The 4,772-nt window shown below is 70.7% G+C and carries 4 protein-coding genes; 1 reads left to right on the plus strand and 3 read right to left on the minus strand.

Annotated features, from left to right (window positions below; genetic code table 11):
• The 3 genes from cobF to ADBZ5U_RS14335 form a co-directional block, all read right to left on the minus strand.
• Positions 1–485: precorrin-6A synthase (deacetylating) (cobF, locus tag ADBZ5U_RS14325; RefSeq protein ID WP_526811292.1), on the minus strand; the 485-nt coding region annotated here is incomplete at its 3' end.
• A complete protein-coding gene (locus ADBZ5U_RS14330; RefSeq protein ID WP_526811294.1) occupies positions 485–1,663 on the minus strand; it encodes an MFS transporter in 1,179 nt (392 codons plus the stop codon). The genes ADBZ5U_RS14330 and cobF, both read right to left, overlap by 1 nt.
• Complete coding sequence (locus ADBZ5U_RS14335) at positions 1,660–3,945, minus strand: heavy metal translocating P-type ATPase (RefSeq protein WP_526811298.1); 2,286 nt, start codon at positions 3,943–3,945, stop codon at positions 1,660–1,662. The genes ADBZ5U_RS14330 and ADBZ5U_RS14335 overlap by 4 nt, the downstream gene beginning before the upstream one ends.
• Before the next feature lie 127 nt (positions 3,946–4,072).
• Between ADBZ5U_RS14335 and ADBZ5U_RS14340 the strand changes: the two genes are divergently transcribed.
• Positions 4,073–4,567 (plus strand): DUF2231 domain-containing protein, encoded by a 495-nt coding sequence (locus ADBZ5U_RS14340; RefSeq protein ID WP_526811296.1) that lies wholly within the window; start codon positions 4,073–4,075, stop codon positions 4,565–4,567.
• The last annotated feature ends 205 nt before the right edge of the window (positions 4,568–4,772 follow it).

Here is a 4,772-nt window from a genome sequence, read left to right on the forward strand (position 1 = left end):
AGCGGGATGCGGTGCCGGGCGGTCAGCGCCTGGACCGCGGTGATGCCGGGGATGACGTCGTAGCGCAACTCGGCGTGATCGGCCACCTGGTCGAGGATCCGCAGGGTGCTGTCGTACAGCGACGGGTCGCCCCAGGCCAGGAAGGCGCCGACGCCGTCGGGGCCGAGTTCGGTTCGGATCGCGTCGCCCCACAGCCGGGCACGCGCGGCGTGCCAGTCGGCGACGGCCCGTTGGTAGTCGCCGTCCGCGGGCACCGGGGGATCCGGCACGGCCGCCCGGGCCGGGTCCGGCATTTCGACGAAGCGGTATCGGGGTTCGGGGATGAAGCGGCGGCAGATCTCCCGGCGCAGGGCGACCAGATCGCTCTTGGCCTCGCCCTTGTCCATCGCGAAGAACACCTCGGTCTCCCTCAGCGCCCGGATCGCCTGGGCGGTGACGTAGTCGGGGTCGCCCACCCCGATGCCGATGACGTGGATCCTGCGCATCAGAGAGCGCTCCGGCGGACCGAACGCAGCCCCCAGCGACCCAGCAGCGCTGCAGCGAAGCAGGCTCCGATCGCGCCCGAAATCAGCAGCGGCACATGACCGTCGGCACCCCAGGCGAGACCGGCCCACACCCCGGCGACCAGAATCGCCAGTCCGCTGCCGCCCTGGAAAACACCCTGGGCGGTGGACTGCCCGCCGGCGCCGGCCAGCGAGGACACCCATGCCTTGCCCACTCCGTCGGTGCATGCGGTGAACAGTCCGTACACCCCGATCAGCACCCAGGCCAGGACATGGTCCTCGGTCAGGCCCAGGCCGATGTAACCGACGGCGAAGAACAACAGCCCGAAGCCGAAAACCGCCGAGTGCGGCAACCGGTCGGCGAGCAGGCCGGCCGGGAAGCTGCCCAGCGCATAGACCAGGTTGTAGGCGACATAGGCCAGGATGACCTCGACGACTCCGAACCCGATCTCGTTGAGCCGCAACAGCAATAGCGCGTCCGGGAAGTTCACCAGCCCGAAACCGACGACCACGGCCGTCACCCGCCAGAACCGCCCGGGAAGATCGCGCATACCGCTGAAGATCGGTTGCCGCGGCGGCCGCGGGCCGGTCGTCGGCTTCTCCCGCACCAACGCGAGCAGCAACACGGCCAGGACGGCGGGCACGATCGCGAAGTAGAGCAGCGGACGGATCTGGTGGTCCAGCAGTTCGTAGCCGACCAGGCCGATCAGCGGGCCGATCACCGCTCCGAGTGTGTCCATGGTGCGGTGGAAGCCGAAAACCTTTCCCCGCGAACCGGAGTCGATATCCTGCACCAGCAGCGCGTCGCGCGGGACGCCCCGCATGCCCTTGCCCAGTCGGTCCACCACCCGGCCGGCGAGCACCCCGGGCCACGCCCCGGCGAAGGCGACGATCGTTTTGCCCAGCGCCGCCATCCCGTAGCCGGTGGCGATCAGCGGCCGTTTGGCGAACCTGTCACCGAGCGGCCCGACGGCGATCTTGGTGATCGACGCGGCGCCCTCGGCCGCGCCCTCGATGGCGCCGACGACCGACGGCGGCGCACCCAGCACCGCGGTCAGGTAGATCGGCAGCAGCGGGTAGAGCAGTTCACTGGCGGTGTCCTGTAGGAACGACACCGCGGAGAGCACCCGCACGTTGCGGGTCAGCCATGGCGGACTCACCGCTCGGGGAGGGCGGCAGGTGCGAGCACGAAGAAGTTCTCCTCCTCCTGCACGAAGTGCAGGCACAGCAGTGCATAGAGACCGTAGAGGCAGGCGAGCAGATCATCGCTCTGCTCGCCCGTCACCGTACCGGCCGCATCGGCGATCTCCCGATGGCTGTGCATGCGGGCCGCCATCCGATTGATCTCGGCGTGCATCCGGCTCATGGTGGCGGTGGCCTCCGGGCTCCCCAACGGATCGGCCAGTGCCGGGTAGAGGGCGCGGTCCTCGGCGTCCTCGTGCGGGAGCAGGGTGTCCTGCAAGAAACGGTCGGCCGCACGCAGAGTCACCATCGCGGCGCGGCGCTCGCCGGCGCTGACCTGCTGGGCGGCATCGCGCAGTACCGACAATTCGTCGCGCATGCGGTCATGCTCGGCCGCGAACCGCCGCAACATCTCCTCGGTCCCCGGGGTCAGCCGCACGGTGCCGCTGTGGGCACCGCGCAGCGCACGCAGCGCATTGAGGATCACCGCCAGGTCGATACCCTCCTGCAACAGTGCGCCGGCGGCCGGAGCAAGCAGACCGACGGCCGCAAATCCCATGGCCACCAGGGAAAGTCCCATGCCGACGACGGCGCTCTGAACCGCGATCCGCCGGGATCGCCGGGCGATGAGTTTGGCGTCGGCCAGTCGGTCCAGCCGGTCGGCGGTGAGCACGATGTCGGCGGCTTCCGAACTGGCGGTGGAACCCCGCGCCCCCATCGCGACGCCCACGTCGGCGGCGGCCAGTGCGGGGGCGTCGTTGACGCCGTCGCCCACCATCGCCGTCACGGCGCGTTCCCGCTCGACGCGCACCCTGGCCACCTTGTCCTCGGGTGTCTGCTGGGCGGCCACCTCGTCGAGGCCCAGCACGGTCCCGATCTGCTGCGCCGGCGCGGGGCGGTCACCGGTGAGCATCACCAGTCGAGTCATGCCCGCGGCACGGAGCCGGCGCAGGGTGCGCGGCGCGTCGGGCCGCAACGGGTCGGCGAGCAGGATCGCGCCGACCATGGCGCCGTCGACGCGCACCCAGGCCACCACGGCACCGTCCAGCGCCGCGCGGGAGAGCACCGACGCGGCCCAGGCGTCGGGTCGACCGTCCATGCCGAGGTTGCCGACGTGCACCCGGCGGCCGTCGACCATCGCCGCGACTCCGGTGCCGGCCTCCTCCTCGGCCCCGGTCGGCATGCTCAACGTCAGACCGCGCTGCCGCGCCTCCTCGACGATGGCGGCGGCGAGAACGTGTGGGGAGAGTTGGTCGGCGGAGGCGGCCAGTCGCAGCACCTCGTCGAGATCCCAGCCGGGTGCGGTGACCACATCGGTTCCGCGGGGCCGCCCCGAGGTGAGCGTGCCGGTCTTGTCCAACACCAAAGTCGTTGCCCTGCCGAGGGTTTCCAAGGGGCCGCCGCCACGCACCAGCACCCCGATACGGGAGGCGCGGGACAGGCCCGAGACGATCGCCACCGGTGCGGCCAGCAGCAGCGGGCACGGGGTGGCCACCACCAGGACGGCGACCGCGCGGGTGGCCGATCCGCTGATCCACCAGGCGAACCCGGCGATGCCCAGCGCCAGTGGGACGAACCAGGCCGCCACCCGGTCGGCGAGGCGGACCACCGGCGCGGATTCGGCGGCGGCCTGCTTGGCGAGCCGCACGATGCCCGCGTAGGTGCTGTCGGCGGCCGTTGCCGTGGCCCGGACTTCCAGGCCGCCACCGGCGTTGAGACTCCCGCTCCGCACGCTCTCACCGTTGTCGTAACGCACCTGCAGGGGTTCACCGGTGAGGGCCGAATCGTCGATCAGCGCGTAGTCGGAGCTGACCCGCCCGTCGACCGGGAGCACCTCGCCGGGGCCGACGACGACCACGTCGTCGATCCTGACGGCGTCCAGGTCGACCAGTTCGACACCATCGGCGGTGCGCCGCCGCACGGTTCGCGGGACCCGGTCCAGCAGCGCCCGCAGATCCTTGTTCGCGCGGCGTTCGGCGGCGGCGTCGAGAGCCTGACCGGTGGCGAGCATCACCGCGATCAAGGCACCGGCCAGGTACTCACCGACGGCAAGGGAACCGGCCAGGGACAGCACGGCCAGGACGTCAACGCCGAAGCGGCCGGCCCGCAGTCCGTTGATCACCCACCAGGTGGAGGGCACGATCGCGGCCACCGTCGCGGCGATCCAGCAGTAGTCGGCGACATCCGACGCACCGGCCAGTCGGGCGGCACCGCCGGATGCCAGTGCCACCACGGTTCCGCCCAGAAGCAGCCATCGCATGTTGACCATGACAGCTCCAGTCTGTCAGTTCGGTGTGAGAACAGCCTCGCTGTCAGTGTGCTGTGAACGGCTCCGCTGGACTGCGTGGGACCAGCGGCGACGCCGGTCCGCTTGTAGTATTCCCCCGGTGTCGACGCTGAGCGGCCTGCCCGCCCACCCACTGCTTGTCCATTTCCTCGTGGTGTTGGCCCCGCTGGCCGCGGTCTTGGCCGTTCTGTGTGCCGTCTGGCCGGCCGCCCGCCGACGGCTGGTCTGGCTGGTGCTGACCCTGGCGGGTGTCACCGCCGTGCTGAGCCCGATCGCGGCGGAGGCCGGTGAGTGGCTGGAGCACCGCCTGGAAGAGTCCGAACTCATCGAGAAGCACGCACATCTGGGCGAGACGATGAACTATTTCGCGGCGGCCCTGCTGATCGCGGCGATCCTATTGGCCGTGGTGCACTGGCGCGCCGAACGCGGCACGCCGCTGTCGGGCGTCGTCTCCGCGGTGATCGCGGTGTTCGTCCTGGCGACCTCGGCCGCCACCGCCGTACAGGTGTACCGCATCGGCCATTCCGGCGCGCAGGCCACCTGGGGTGATGCGCTGACCGAAAGCACCGCCGGCGCGAGTGCGGCCGACGGTTAGCCGACACCGACTCCGTTGCGCGCGGCGGGGGGCGAATCGGGTCGTGCGTGACATCGAGCGCTTGTTCCCTCTGTAGCCGTCGGCGTCGCGCTAGTGTCACTGTCAGTCGGCCACATCGTCGGCATCGACGGCAGGAGAATCGCCATGGCATCGTCACTGATTGACGCACTGGGTTCGGAAAAGGGCGGCCTGGCGCTGCTTAAGT

The sequence above is a fragment of the Mycobacterium sp. genome, from assembly GCF_040398885.1.
Lineage (GTDB): Bacteria > Actinomycetota > Actinomycetes > Mycobacteriales > Mycobacteriaceae > Mycobacterium.